Genomic DNA, 15743 nt, shown 5'->3' on the forward strand with positions numbered 1-15743 from the left:
TTTATTTTTCAAAATTAAAACTAAACTCTTTAGATAACGTATGTTCCTTATCCATGATTACACTAATTTTATTGACTATTTCAGGATAATCTTCAGCAACATTATTTGTTTCACCAATATCATTAGATAAGTTGTATAGTTCTATAGCTGCGTTTTTATCATTTTTCATATTTAAACGTATACCTTTCCAATCTCCAATTCTTACAGCTTGTTTACCGCCTTTTTCATGAAATTCCCAATACAAATGGTCGTGCTCTTTTTGTTCATTAGTATTTCCTAATAATTCTGGTAAAAATGAGATGCCATCTATGTTAGAAGGGGAGTCTAATTCGGCAATGTCACAAGCGGTAGGTAAAAAATCCCAAAAAGCAGACATATGATTAGAGGTTGTATTAGGTTTTATTTTATTTGGCCAAAAAGCAATCATAGGTACACGAATTCCGCCTTCATATAAATCACGCTTAAAGCCTTTAAATGAGCTGTTGCTGTTAAAGTAATCGGGGTCTGCACCTCCCTCTGTATGAGGCCCATTGTCTGATGTGAATATGATGATTGTGTTATCAGCAATGCCTAGTTCTTCTACTTTTGCTCTAATTTCTCCAACTTGTTTATCTAATAGAGTAATCATTGCCGCAAAGGCCGCATGAGATTCAGCTTGAGAGGCATAACCTCCGTTTTTATATTTTTCTCCATTATCAACACCTTCAAAGTGGTTTTCAGGCAAAAGTTTATCTCTAAATATTCTCATGTATTCTTCAGGAGCAATAAGTTCTGCATGAGGAATTATAGAAGGGTAGTACATGAAAAAAGGAGTGTTTTTATTTTTCTCTATAAATGATAGTGCTTTTTGATGTATTATTTGAGGAGCATAAGTTTCCGTCTTGGTACCTGAGTTACCTTTAAGGGTTTCTTTTTTTTGATTATCCCATAAATGATAAGGGTAATAATTATGTCCTAAGCGCTGACAGTTATATCCGTAAAAATAGTCAAAACCTTGGTTGTTAGGGTCGCCTTCAGAGCCCGGAAAGCCCAGACCCCATTTGCCAAAAGCTCCTGTAGTATAGCCGCCGGCTTTTAAAAGTTTAGAAATAGTGACTACCGAAGAATCTAAAGGAACTTGCCCTTCTGGTTCAATTTCCCTGTTTCCTCTTATAAAAGTGTGACCAGTATGCAGACCTGTCAGGAGTGTAGAACGCGATGGGGCACAAACTGTAGATCCTGAATAATGTTGGGTAAAAAACATGCCATCTTTTGCTAGTTTGTCAATGTTTGGGGTTGAAAACATTTTTTGACCTGTAAAACTTAAATCTCCATAGCCTAAGTCATCTGCTAGGATGTAAATGATATTGGGCTTTGGATTTTCTTTATTATTGGTTGCTTCTTTTTTGCAACCAATGATTAAGACAAAAATGAACGCAGCTGTTACTGTTTTGATTGTTTTATTTACATTATTTTTCCACATATTAAATGTCTTGATATTTTTAGTTTGTAATGAATGCTAGAAGAAAAATATTTAGTCTCGCAATGAATTTTATATAATTTGAAAAAGTTTTCAACTAGATATGAATGTTAACCTTTAATTGTATCAGGTAAAAATAGTTATTCTCGATAAGTAAAAATTTAAAAACTGATGGGTTGGTATTTTTAACCACCTATTGCGTACTTACAACACCCTCTTAAATATTAATTTTGAGTCTTACGATATAAGCAAGGGCTTGTAGTGTGCTTCAATTAAATTTGATGATTTTGAGTGCTTTTTGAGGTCTAAATGCGATCTAACTAACTCAAGATTTTAATTTTGTAATTAAAATTGATAGTGAGCTAGAAATAATCTCAATAGGTATTAAGTGTATCCTGAGATTAAGGAAATATTAAAAGTAAAAAGACAACTTAATGATGCAAAAAATTAAAATTTTATTAATTAATTATATGTTTTGGATATTCTTTTTTTTGGTTTTTAAAGGTCTTTCCCAAGAATATCGTAGTAAAGAAAATCTCAATGACAATTGGTTGTATTTAGAGGATAATACAAATGAATTGAATGAAATTTTAAAATTACATCCGTGGGAGAAAATTAATTTGCCACATACTTGGAATGCTATAGACGCAACTGATATAACACCCGGATATAGGCGGTCAGGAAGTTGGTATAAAAAGGAATTGATGATAAGATCAATCGATTCAAACCTAATTTATAAATTATATTTTGAAGGGGTAAATATAACAAGCGAAGTTTTTGTAAATGGACATAAAGTAGGAGGGCATACAGGAGGCTATATAGGCTACAATGTTGATATTACCAATGCTATACATAAGGGTGTTAATGAAGTTTTTGTTAGGGTTGATAATGGTTATAATCCAGAAGTTATCCCATCGCAAAAAAGTGACTTTTTTATATATGGCGGTATAACTAGAGATGTATGGTTGCAGACTTTTCCAAAACAACATTTAAGCAAATTAAAAATAACAACTCCAAATGTTTCAAATTCAAATGCAGAGATAAAGGCAGCAGTTACAATAAGCCAGCGAACCCCAAACGTAAAGATTAAAGCTATATTATTAGATGCTGATGGTAAACAATTGAGAACTGAAGTTTTCAATGTTACAAATTTGGTATCAAGAATCCATTTTAATAACATAGAACATATAAAACTTTGGGATACGGAGTCCCCTTATCTCTATAAATTAAAGATACAACTTCTGGAAGGTAACCAAGTTAAAGATGAAATTTCAGAGAATTTCGGTTTTAGATGGTTCGAGTTTAAAGAACATGGAGCCTTTTATTTAAATGGAAAACGGCTTTTGTTACGTGGAACACATAGACATGAAGAGCACGCTGGGGTTGGAGCTGCCATGAGTAATGAACAACACCGAACAGATATGAGATTAATTAAGGAAATGGGAGCTAATTTTGTAAGATTAGCACATTATCCTCAAGATCCAGAAGTTTATAAAGCTTGCGATGAATTAGGTTTGTTGGTTTGGGATGAATTGCCATGGTGTCGCGGTGGTATTGGTAATAATAATTGGAGGAGCAACACCAAAACCATGTTAAAAGAGATAATTGAACAAAATTATAATCATCCAAGTATAATTTTATGGTCATTAGGCAATGAAATTTCTTGGTTACCAGATTTTGAAAATGGAGATGATGAAGAAACTATAAATAATTTTTTATACGAGCTTAACGAGTATGCTCATGAATTGGATCCTTGGAGAAAAACGGCTATTAGAAAGTATTATGAAGGTGCCAAAATTGTGGATGTATTTTCACCATCTATTTGGTCTGGTTGGTATTCTGGAAGTTATAAGAGTTATCAAAAGGCAGTTGATAAATATAAAGAAGAATATCCACGTTTTTTGCATGCCGAATATGGTGGTTCGAGTCATTTGGGGCGACATACTGAAGCTCCGATTACTGGGGAAGGGAAAATACAATCTGATGGTTGGGAAGAAGCTGTAGTCCAAACAAATGTATCCAATATTGCACAAATTGGGGATTGGAGTGAGAATTACATAGTTGATTTGTTCGATTGGCATTTACGGATATCAGAAAACGATTCAACCTTTACAGGTAATATTCAATGGGCTTTTAAAGATTTTGGAACTCCATTACGTCCTGAAAATGCAATTCCATACATGAACCAAAAAGGATTGGTCGATAGAGCAAATAATCCTAAGGATGCGTTTTACGTGTTTAAAAGTTATTGGAATAAAACAGATTTTTTTACCTATATAGAATCCCACACATGGACAGAAAGGCAGGGACCAAAAGATAAACCTAGAACTGTAAGTGTATATAGCAATTGTCCATCGGTCGAATTATTTTTAAACGGTAAAAGTTTAGGGGTAAAACAACGTGATATTAAAGCTTACCCAGCATCAGGCTTAAATTGGACATTAACATTTAAGGAAGGCGCAAATACATTGATTGCTGTAGGTAAGACTAAAGAGAATAAAGAAGTAAAAGATGAGCTAACATTAAATTATAGGTACACGCAAAATGGAAAAGCCAATAAGTTAATGTTAGATTACAATGTTTTAGATAATGGAAACTATTTGATAACAGCTATAGCAGTTGATAAAGAAGGGTTAAGGTGTTTAGATTATGAAGATAGAGTATATTTTCAATGTTTATCCGGTGGAGAGACCATAAAAAGTCAAGGTACACCAACAGGAAGTGAAGTTATAGAAATGGCGAATGGAAAGGCATCCATAGAGGTGGTGGCGAATGAAAAAAACATGCCTGTTGAGATTATGGTGCTTAACCAAAATTTTAAAGGCACTTATCTGACTATAAAATAAAGTTTTAAGAATATGAAATCTATACATATATTGTTTTTAGTTCTTATTTCATTTTTATTTTGTTCATGCGGAAAAAGATCATTTGATTTAAAAGCAATTGAGAAAGAACGAATTTTAAACAAAGTAAATAATTTCATCGATATCAGACCTGTAACCGTGGCTGATAGTTTTTGCATCAGGAGCGCGGGTACAAGAAACGATTTTTATTCAGAAGGAGATTATTGGTGGCCTAATCCAGAAGATCCTAATGTTCCATATATAAGACGCGATGGCATATCTAATCCTGATAATTTTAAAGCACATCGTAGAGCAATTATACGATTAAATCATATAGCAGGTTGTTTAGCTTCAGCATATATTTTATCGGATGATAATATGTATTTAAAACAAATAGTCCCACATCTAGAAGCTTGGTTTGTCAATCCTGAAACAAAAATGAATCCAAATCTATTGTATGCTCAGGCAATACAAGGAAAAACTACAGGCAGAGGTATTGGTATTATAGATACCGTTCATTTAGTTGAAGTTGCTCTTGCCGTAGAAATTTTAGAAAAAGCAAGTATACTAAATGGGAATCAATTAAATATTATTAAACAATGGTTTGATGATTATAAAAACTGGCTTATTGAGCACCCTTTTGGGAAAGAAGAGCGGGATAATGGTAATAACCATAGTGTATGCTGGGCGGTTCAGATTGCTGCTTTTTCAAGACTTGTAAATGATGAAGCAAATTTAAATTATTGCAAGACATTTTATAAAAAAAACTTACTACCCAATCAAATGGCTTCTAACGGTAGTTTTCCAAAAGAATTAAATAGAACTAAACCTTTTGGATATTCCTTGTTTAACTTAGATGCAATGAGTAATCTGTGTCAACTTCTTTCAACAAAAAATGATAATTTGTTTGAGTACAAAACAGAAGATGGACGTTCTTTAGAATTAGGATTGCAATTTCTTTATCCATTCATAAATAATAAATCAGACTGGCCTTATAAAGAAGATGTTATGTGTTTTGATAATTGGCCTGTTAGGCAATCGGCATTGCTTTTTGGAGGTAAATGTTATAAAAATAAGGATTATCTTGAATTATGGGAAGATTTGGAGGCAGAATTTGAGCATGAAGAAATAGAACGAAATATGCCGGTAAAATACCCGTTATTATGGTTTAGTCGTAATTATTAATAGAAGAAACAAATAATTCTGTTATGAATATCTTTAAACAAGTTTCTGTATTGCATTCAACCGAAAAAACAAAATTATGTATGAGCATATACTGAAAAATCCGTAATATAGCTTATCTAGAGATAATTTTATTAAACTAGTTAGAAAAATGAATTGATGCTATTCATATGTTCAATTTGTTTTTATTACATACAGGCTACACATATTTTAATAAATGGAAATTAGTGTTTTTTTTTGCAATTATTAAAATAGTTTTTCAATGTTTGTAAACATCCTAAGACTTTTAAAAAAATATTAACCAATTTTAATATCGGAGTTATTCGAAATATTAACCAAATACTAATTGATTTAAAAATGCTAAGATTAATCATTCTATTAGTTGTTAGTTTTTTTGTGTGTAATGGATTTTCGCAAAACGAAATTTATAAGTTTAAGCATATTACTACAGCCGAAGGTTTATCTCAGACTTCTGTTATAGCCATTCAACAGGATGATTTAGGACAAATTTGGTTTGGAACCAGAGATGGTTTAAATAAGTATGACGGTTCAGTATATACTGTTTATAAACATGATAGGGAAGATAACAATTCTATTAGTAATAATGATATTCTTTGCATTGAACAAGATAGTGAAGGTTTTATTTGGGTAGGAACTTACATGGGGCTCAACAGATACAATCCTAAAACAAATGTTTTTAAAACTTACTTTGCGAATGAAAATATTACATCTGTAAATGATAATGTTATTTGGACGATTAAAGAACTGTCTAATAAAAAAATATGGATTGGTACTCCTGAAGGTCTTTCTATATATCATAAATCTTTAGATACTTTTCAAACGTTACTAAAAGGAGTTTTTGTAAGGTCAATTTATGAAACTAAAAGTGGTGCAATTTATGTTGGAAGTAATAACGGTTTACTTCAATTAACAGAACAAACTGATAGAGGAATCGAAATTAAAATAATCGAAGGAACTGAAGGTTTTATTGTTCAAGATATATTAGAAGATAAAGATAATAATTTATTAATAGGTACAAGAACAAATAGTGTTCTAATATATAATATGCGCACTGGAACGGTGCAACCTTATTTTGAGCCGAAAAAATTAAAAGGTAAAAACAAGAATGTTAGAGAATTGCTTTTTGATGAGAAAGGGAATTTATGGATAGGCACTTACAAAGGGCTACAGATAGCAGATAGTAGTAAGAATATTTTAGCATTATACAGTAATATAAATGATAATGAATCGATTAGTGATAATTTTATAAAAGCCTTATTTAAGGATCGTAAAGGTTCTATTTGGGTTGGTACCTATAATGGAGGTGTTAATTTATGGGACCAATCAAACATCAACTTTATTAATTATACTGAAAAACCAGGAAATATTGGTCTAAGTTTTAAAGCAGTTAGTGCTATTGAAAAATTTAATGACCTTATTTTTTTTGCTACAGAAGGAGGAGGTATCTCTGTACTTAATGTTAAGAATAAGCTCTTTAGCTATATTAATACTGAAAATACTGCAGAACTTAAACATGATAATATAAAAAGCCTTTGTTTGACTAAAGACGATAAACTATGGATTGGATTGTTTAGGGATGGATTAGCTGTTTATAATTTAAAAACCAAAAAGTTCGAAAATTACCTATTGACGGAAGATCTTATTTCCTATATGGGAGATTTTGGGGTTTATTGTATAAGACAGTATAACGATAACGAAATGCTAATAGGTACCTTTGGTAAAGGTTTGATTAAGTTTAACCTTGAAACAAAATCTTATGAGGTTTTTGACGTAAAACCCAATGGACTTACTCAAGGCTATATAAAAGCAATCGAAGTAGATGCTAATAATAACATTTGGGTAGGTACTTTACGGGGGCTAAATGTTATTAGTCCTAATGGAGATATTAAAAATTATTTTTATGATAATAACCAAAAAAAAGGTTTTGGTATAACAACTATATATGAAGATTCTAAAGGTATTGTGTGGGTCGGTACGGACGTAGATGGGCTCTATAAATTTGAAAATAACGTTTGTGAAATAGTTGAATTAAATATAGCTAACTCTCCTGTTACAGGAATTAGAAGTATTGTTGAAGATACGGATAATAATTTCTGGATTAGTAGTTTTAACGAAGGCATATTTAAATATAATGCAAGAAATAAAAAAGTTGAAGTTTGTTATACGCAGAAGGAAGGTTTAGTAGGAGACCAATTTAATAACAATGCAAGTTTTAGTTATGGTAATTCTCAGTTTTTATTTGGGGGCCCTGCAGGTGTTTCTTATTTCGATGCAAATAAGATGAATAAAAATAATTACATCCCTCAAGTAGTTATAACAGATTTTAAAATAAAGAATAAATCAGTATCGGTAAATAATGAAGAGCCGATACTATCCACTACAGTAACTTATTCAGAACAATTAGAACTTTCACATGAACAAGGAAATTTTAGTATATCTTTTTCTATTCCAAACTTTATTAATTCAAATAGTAATAGCTATAAGTATAGGTTAGTAGGATTAGAAAAGGATTGGATAGAAACAACTCAAAACATGGCTTCATACACTATCCAAAAACCTGGCTACTATACCTTTGAAGTAATAGGTGTTAATAGTGATGGCCTTGAAAATGAAAAGCCTACAACATTAAGTATAAGAGTAAATCCAGCACCTTGGAGAACATGGTGGGCATTTTTAATTTATGGTATATTGGTTTTTGCTTTGTTGTATTATTTGTTAAATATTTTAAAAACAAAAGAAAAATTAAAACTTCAGTTAGAGTTAGAGCAATTAGAAGCCGAACAATTAAAAAACACCAATAAAGCAAAATTAGAGTTTTTTACAAATATATCCCATGAATTTAGAACACCGTTAACCTTAATTCTGGGGCCTCTACATCAAATTTTAGAGAATTATAGAGGGAGTAGTAAAATATATAAAAAATTAAAAGTTGTAGAAAGTAGCGCCAATCATTTGTTGCAATTAATTAATCGATTAATGGATTTTAGAAAATATGAAAGTAATCTCATGAAGCTAGAAACTGCAGAAGGGAATATTGTTAAATTTTTACAAGAAATCTATTTGTCGTTTTCAGAATATGCTAAAGACGGAGAATATGACTATGTTTTCCATACTTCCTCTGATGAAATTTTAGTGTATTATGATAGGCCTAAATTAGAACGTGTATTTTTTAATTTAATTTCAAATGCTTTTAGATATACTCCTAAAGGAGGAAAAATTGCGATAAGAATTATAGAGGATAACGGTAAAATTAATGTTTTAGTAGAAGATTCGGGTGTAGGTATAGCAGAAGAGTATCACGATAAAATTTTTGAACGCTTCTTCGAGTTGTCAATAAATAATAAACCAGATAACGATTATAATAAAGGTACCGGCATAGGTTTGTCCATTGTGAAAAACATTGTTGATTTGCATAAAGGCAAAATTATTGTTAGAAATAATAAAAATGACAAAGGTTCTGTTTTTCTGGTTCAACTTTTATTAGGAAGAGACCATTTGGAAGATTCTGAAATCCTTCACGATTTTAAATTCAGTGAAGATTTGTCTCAGTACGAAAATCAGTTAAAGGAACATCAAATAAGTTTTGAAGACAAAGAAATAAAGAAGGTAATATTAGAGGAGAAGCCTACCATTCTTCTAGTGGAAGACAACAAGCCATTAAGAAAGTTTATGCGAGATTTACTGCAAAATGATTATAATATTTTGGAAGCAGAAAATGGTAAAATTGCATTTAAAACAGCTATTAACGAACAAATTGATATTATTGTTAGTGATGTTGTCATGCCTTTAATGACAGGCACTGAATTATGTTCGTTAATAAAAGAAGATATTAGAACTAGTCATATTCCTGTAATTTTGTTGACTTCTCGTTCTTCGTTAATTTTTAAGTTAGAAGGTTTGGAAACCGGAGCAGACGATTATATAAGTAAACCATTTGATGTAAGTGAGTTTAAGCTAAGAGTTAATAATATATTAAGTTCAATCTCACGATTAAAACAAAAATTCAATTCTACAGAGGTCTTACTTCCAGAGGATATTTTGTCATCATCTTTGGATGAAAAATTATATAGAAAGGCATTAGAAATAGTAGAAAATAATATATCTAATGAAGAATTTGATATTCATTATTTTTGTTCAGAATTAGGTGTAAGCAGAACCGTTTTGTTCAAAAAAATAAAAGCGTGGACAGATTTTTCGCCTAAAGAATTTATTCAGCATTTAAGGTTGAAAAAGAGTGCCCAACTTTTTGAGCAAGGTAAAATGAGTATTTCTCAGGTTAGTTACCAAGTAGGTTTTAAAGATCCTAAATACTTTAGCAAATGCTTTCGCGAAAAATATGGTAAAACACCCTCTGATTACATTAAAACGTTTTCCGAGTATTAATTATACTGCTTTTTATTCATTAATGTGGGTTTTCTAAACTATTGTTAGAAATGGCTTCAATTGCCATTGAATTATATGGTTTAGGGATTTTCGTCCACTTTTTAAGTACTTATCACTCCTATAAAACCCCTCCTTAAATAATAGTTTTGTTAGAGAGGTTTGTAAGCAATTGATTTTTTTTAAACTAAAGTAATCTTCAAACATGAAAAATAAGCAGACAAGTTATTTGGAGGTTGCAGTTATTTTAGTTGCTGTAGTTATGGTTTTACTGCTCTTCTATTTTATACCATATTAGGTAACATAAAGTATGTAATTATAAGGATAGAAGAATGAGGTTAGGCTTACTATAAAATAGAAAGGCGCTTTTCCATTGCTATTTCTGATAATAAATTGCATATCGAACTAAATATTAACCAACAACTAATTAATTAAAACTAAGATGAAACAAAAAATCAAAAAGAAATGTACTGTTTCTGGGGTAGCGCTAATATTGGCGATCTTATTTTCCAGTTTTTCGCCTGGTAATGTACAGGCTCAAGAACGCATTTCAGGAACAGTTTCCGGGGTGAACGGCGTTCCTTTACCAGGAGTAAATGTTCTGCAAAAAGGTACAAATAAAGGGGCTGTTTCCGATTTTGATGGTAACTTCTCTATTGTATTATCCCCTGGGAATAAAACTTTGGTTTTTTCCTATTTAGGATTTCAAACTAAAGAAGTTGCTATAGGGAATCAAACTAATATTAATGTAACATTAGCAGAGGATGTTGCAGGGTTAGATGAAGTTGTGATTATAGGTTACGCTGCTGTAGATAGAAAAAAGGTGTTAGGAGCTACATCGGTTGTAAAGGCGGAATCTATTGAGCAAGCAACTCCTGTTCAGGCATTTGATGCGGTACAGGGTAAGCTTTCAGGTGTTCAAATATTGTCTAATAATGGTCCTGGTGAAGGATATGATATTAGAATACGTGGTATATCTACCTTTGGTAGTGGAACGGAACCCTTATATGTTGTTGACGGACAGCAGTTGGAAGATATCGATAACCTGGATCCTTCAGATATTGCCACTTTTGAAGTGTTGAAGGATGGAGCGACAGCAGCAATTTATGGATCTCGAGCAGCTAATGGTGTTGTTTTGATTACTACAAAATCTGGTAAATCTGGTAAATTGCAATTAGAGATTTCGAGTACTTTTGGGGTTAATACGCTAGTAGGGGACATACGTGTAGCCAACACCGACCAAAGAATTTTATATCAAAAATTAAGAGCTAATAATGATCCATCATCTTTATCAAGTCAAGAGTTAGATTCTTTAAACTTGTTGTATAGGAATTCATACGATTTACAAAAGCTGTTAACCAGACCAGCTATGAGACAGCAAACCAATGTAGCTTTGAGTGGAGGTAGTGATAAGACTAAGTTTTATTGGAATACCGGATATTTAACAGAAGATGGTGTTGTAAGAAATAGTGGTTATAAAAGAATAAACACACAGTTAAGGCTAGATGTTGATGCAACAAAAACTTTAAAGGTTGGGACTAGAGCAACTTTAACACACTCTTATCAAAATGGATTAAATAGCGGAAATGTATTTCAGCAATTGGTAGAGCGTATTCCTTTCTTTCCATTATACGAACCAGATGGGTCTTATACATATACTATTGCAGGACGCCAAAATCCACTAGCTCAAGCAGATTTGAGGAAAGTTGATAATAAAGATTATCGTGCTCAAGTGTTTAATTATGCACAATTAGAAATTATACCAAAATTAACTGTTAGGTCTACTTTAGGTATAAATTGGAGGTTGAACAAAAGGGATGATTTTGCTCCTAGATTGTTGGCGAACAATTTCAATAATGGTGCTGCTAATGGAAGAATGCGCCACGATATTACCTATGATATTCAGCAAGAGAACACATTGTCTTATAAAAATAAATTTGGAGGTAAGCATAGTTTGTTAGCATTGGCAGGAATGCAAATGCAAAAATATGTTCGAGAATTTTCAGATTTTCGATCAGATAGTTTTAATAACGATATTATTGAAACATTTAATAATGCAGCACCGGGTACAATAACCTCAAATAGTTTTGATGAAAGACATAATCTTTATTCATTATTCGGACAGTTTAATTATGATTATGCAGATAAATATTTAATGAACGCGACTATTCGTCGTGATGGCTCGTCTCGATTTGGTGATGAAAATGAATTTGGTTATTTCCCTTCGTTGTCATTAGGATGGAGAGTAAGTAATGAAAACTTCCTTAAAGAAAGTAACACTATTAATAACTTAATGTTGAGAGCAAGCTGGGGTGTGATAGGTAATGAACGCATTAATAACTATGAGTTTACGGGAGCTTTCGAGCCGGGATTTGTTTACGATGGTATTAGTGGTGTGGCACCAACACGTATAGGAAATTCAGAATTAGGTTGGGAAGAAACAGAATCTACTAATTTAGGTTTGGAGTTATCCATGTTTAAAAGTAGGTTAGATATAGTTTTAGACTTATGGAAAAAGAAAACTACAGACCTACTGGCTAATACACCATTACCTGAAGAATCTGGATTTAGTGGAATTCGAAGAAACATCGGAGCAGTAAACAATAAAGGAATAGATTTCAGTATTACAGGAACTATTTTGGAATCAAAGGACCTTTCTTGGCGTAGTAATTTTAATATAGGAATTCTTGATAATGAGGTGGTTAAATTAGCGGGAGGAACACCTTTTAACTCTGGGCAAACTAGAATTGAAGAAGGGCAACCAATTGGCAATTTCTATGGTTATCAAAACTTAGGTGTATTCCCATATGACGAGTCCAACGCCTTCACACCAGATGGAGCTATGTTAACCCCTAATTTTGATGGCAACGGAGCTTTTATAAATTATACACTAAACGGTGCTGAATATACGGGGGATATAGAGCAATTAAGAGCAGCCAATAATATACTTCAAGGGGGAGATATCATATGGGAAGATATTGACGGCAATTTTGTTATCGATGAAGCAGATAGACAAATCATTGGTAATGGACTATCTACCGTATATGGAGGTTTTTCAAATGATATTAGGTACAAAAACTTAAGTGTGAGTTTTCTTTTTGATTTTAGTATGGGGCAAGATATCTATAGAAGGTTTGATGAAGAAAGAAATGATTTAAATTCATCTAACGAAACACCAGGACCAGACTATATTTTAAACGGTTGGAGAAACCCGGGAGATATAACAGAATATCCACGTTTAAATAGAGTACAACAACAGCGTTTAAGACCTAATAGTTTTTATGTAACTGACGGTGATTATATTAAATGGAGATATGTGAGATTTAATTATGATTTCCCTAAAAATTTGATGGACAAATTGAAAGTTGTAAATAGAATATCATTGAACCTAGCAGTTAATAATGTTTTAACCTGGACCAATTACATAGGGTATAACCCGGAGTTAGGAAACCGAGGGAATTCATTGGAACTTAATGTCGATAATTTAAGATACCCGAATGATCGTGAGTTAATTTTAGGTTTAAAAGTTCAGTTTTAGTAAAAAAATAAAATAATCATGTTAAGAGATATAAAATTAAATGAAACCAAAATTATTACATGTGTACTGGCGATATTAGTGTCTGGTTATTCATGTAGTGAACTTGTTGACGAAAATCCGATTAGTGAAATAGGGCCGGCTAATTTTTATAAAAACAATTCTGATTTAGAAGCTGGAGTAATTGCTGCCTATGATGGCATGCAGGGTACATATAGCGATAAAACCTTTTTTTGGGGCGAATTCAGGTCAGATAACTTTCACCCAGAAGGGGGGTCTTCTAGCCAGACAGCCTTAGAGATTTTAAATAATGATCTTACACAAAGTAATCCGGGAAGTAGATGGGACCGTTTTTACCGTATGATAGATCGAGCCAACCAAGTTATAGCTAACGCTCCTAAAATTGATAATTTCAATCAAAATTTCTTGGGAGAGGCATTAGCGATAAGAGCAAAAGCTTACTTTGATGCTGTTAGAGTTTGGGGAGATGTACCATTATTTATAGAGCCTGTGCAATTTCTTTCTGATGCAACAAAACCAGCTACAGATGCGAACACAATAATTAATGAGGTTATACTACCAGATATGATTCGTGCTGAAGAATTGATTTTGACTACAGAAGATAATTTTAGGTTTTCAAAATCTAGTGTATTAGCATTACAAGCCGAAGTATATATGTGGTTAAATGAATATGCTAAAGCTAAAGCTGCTATAGAACAAATAATAGCTTTTAACGAGTATAGTTTGGTTACTACTCCAGTTGCATGGGAGGAATTATTTCATAATACTCCTATTGGTAGTGGTATAGAAGGAGCAAAAGGTAAAATACAAAAGGGCTCCGAATTAATAATGTCCATTCGATATGATATTGAAGAGGATAGAGATTATGGAGGAACTCGTAACAATAGGTCAGGTATTCGAGGGTTATTTTTTGCAGGTATTCCTTCATATTTTATTTCACCTATAGTTGAAAACAAATGGCGAGAAAAGTTTCCAGTAGATTCATTGGGTTGGGTATCCAAGTATCCAAATACCAATCCTGCATTGACCCAAATCTTATTTGAAGATGATGGTATGGGAGGAATTACAGAACGAGAAGTTCCTGTGTATGGAGATTGGAGATACTACTTTTGTCGTGAAGGACGTGTTCAAAATTTTGACAGTAAGGAAATTGGAGAAGCTAGATGTGCTAAATGGACATTATCTAACTTTAGCTCTAATGAGGATGATACAGATATTGTTTTATACCGTTATGCCGATATGCTTTTACTTTTAGCTGAAGCAGAAAATTATTTAGATAACAATGTGAGGGCCTTGGAACTTATTAATGAAATAAGAATCGCAAGACAATTGCCTACTGTAAGTGGAACAGAATTCGGCGCAACTAAAGAAGAACGTTTAAATTACATATTAGATGAGCGTCAGTTAGAATTATTTGGAGAGGGTAAAAGATGGTGGGATTTGGTTAGGAATGATAAAGCTATGGAAGTTTTAAACCCAATATTAGAAGCCAGAGAAGGAGGGCAACCATTAACAGAACCTCGTTTACTATGGCCTATTCACGTAGAGCATTTAACAGAAAATACTTTGTTAGAACAAAATACAGGTTACAAATTTTAAAAAATAATTATGAAAACATATTTAAAATTAATACTGGTCTTATGTGTAAGTATCACAATAACCTCATGTGATTTACCATTGCAGGAAACTTTTGACTTTAAGCCAGAGGTAAGCTTAGTAGATCCTTTTGAAGATATAACTGCTTGGGATTTCATACAAACTAGAACTGCTTTAAACGAAGAGGGTGGATTAAGTGGTGAAGAGCTTAATTATTTTATAGCCGCGATTAAAAAAGCAGGTTTTGAAGATTTATACGATCAAACAGAAACTCAAGAAAGAACTTATTTCTTATTAAACAATAGAGCGTTTATAGGAGCGGGAAACGTAATACAAATCGTTACTGGATCTTCGAGTGTTGCTGAAGGAGAAACACCAGAACAAGTTATGGAGCGTGTGGACACACCTGAAAAGATGGAGAAGCTAAGAGCAGTTTTGAAGTATCATATTGTTACTTCTTATGTGGCCCAGTTGTCCTTGGCAGAAAGAGATGTGCCATATTTGTTTCAGACATTGATACCAGGAGATGATGGTTTAATAGCTCTTACCAGAAATGATAGATGGAATATAAATATTAATACTAATCCAGCTCCACTTCCCCCCACTGCCTTATCTCAACCAGAAGGGGTTTATAGAGCTAATTATGTATTCAAAAATGGTATTGGACATTTTATTCAAGACCCAGTAAGAAATAAACCATACTAAA

General features: G+C 32.4%; 7 protein-coding genes. 6 read left to right on the forward strand and 1 reads right to left on the reverse strand.

Features of this window, described 5'->3' with window-relative positions:
* Position 1: 1 nt before the first annotated feature.
* Positions 2 to 1462 carry an arylsulfatase gene (locus ICJ84_RS04920; RefSeq protein WP_188215222.1) on the reverse strand — a complete coding sequence of 487 codons (1461 nt, stop codon included), beginning with the start codon at positions 1460 to 1462 and terminating at the stop codon, positions 2 to 4.
* A 431-nt stretch (positions 1463 to 1893) separates the two neighbouring features.
* On the opposite strand from ICJ84_RS04920, the gene ICJ84_RS04925 reads away from it, so the two are divergent.
* The 6 genes from ICJ84_RS04925 to ICJ84_RS04950 all read left to right on the forward strand — a co-directional run bounded on the left by ICJ84_RS04925 (position 1894) and on the right by ICJ84_RS04950 (position 15742).
* Positions 1894 to 4305 carry a glycoside hydrolase family 2 protein gene (locus ICJ84_RS04925; RefSeq protein ID WP_241748685.1) on the forward strand — a complete coding sequence of 804 codons (2412 nt, stop codon included), beginning with the start codon at positions 1894 to 1896 and terminating at the stop codon, positions 4303 to 4305.
* 12 nt (positions 4306 to 4317) lie between these two features.
* Positions 4318 to 5487 carry an alginate lyase family protein gene (locus ICJ84_RS04930; RefSeq protein ID WP_188215223.1) on the forward strand — a complete coding sequence of 390 codons (1170 nt, stop codon included), beginning with the start codon at positions 4318 to 4320 and terminating at the stop codon, positions 5485 to 5487.
* Between the two features lie 354 nt (positions 5488 to 5841).
* On the forward strand, positions 5842 to 9888 hold the full coding sequence (locus ICJ84_RS04935) for a hybrid sensor histidine kinase/response regulator transcription factor (RefSeq protein ID WP_188215224.1): 4047 nt from the start codon (positions 5842 to 5844) through the stop codon (positions 9886 to 9888).
* A 439-nt stretch (positions 9889 to 10327) separates the two neighbouring features.
* A complete protein-coding gene (locus ICJ84_RS04940; RefSeq protein ID WP_188215225.1) occupies positions 10328 to 13423 on the forward strand; it encodes a SusC/RagA family TonB-linked outer membrane protein in 3096 nt (1031 codons plus the stop codon).
* Positions 13424 to 13441: 18 nt separating this feature from the next.
* Entirely contained in the window at positions 13442 to 15040 is a 1599-nt protein-coding gene (locus tag ICJ84_RS04945; protein WP_188215226.1) for a RagB/SusD family nutrient uptake outer membrane protein, read from the forward strand.
* 9 nt (positions 15041 to 15049) lie between these two features.
* A complete protein-coding gene (locus ICJ84_RS04950) occupies positions 15050 to 15742 on the forward strand; it encodes a fasciclin domain-containing protein (protein ID WP_188215227.1) in 693 nt (230 codons plus the stop codon).
* The last annotated feature ends 1 nt before the right edge of the window (position 15743 follow it).

The organism is Aestuariibaculum suncheonense, assembly GCF_014596935.1.
GTDB lineage: Bacteria > Bacteroidota > Bacteroidia > Flavobacteriales > Flavobacteriaceae > Aestuariibaculum > Aestuariibaculum suncheonense.